The following is a 249-nucleotide window of genomic DNA, read 5'->3' on the forward strand; positions in this document are numbered from 1 at the left end:
CTGGGGTTTTCTATTATTGAGATAAGGCTATTTATAGCAATTTAAACCGAATTATGATAACATAAGGCAAAGATAAACTGTTAAGGAAACAATCGGAGTTGGTGTAAACGAAAAAGCAGCCTTGAGTTCTGATAAAAACTGCCCTTTCGTTTACATCAATTTCGATTTTATCTTGGTGAACAAAGTCGCGTCCCTTTAGCCGATAGCTATGGGGATTCAATCGTTGCTCTTTTCCTTAAGTTTATCATA

Origin of the sequence: Ruminococcus sp. 1001136sp1 (genome assembly GCF_039841815.1) — a bacterium.
Classification (GTDB): Bacteria; Bacillota; Clostridia; order Lachnospirales; family Lachnospiraceae; genus Blautia_A; species Blautia_A faecis.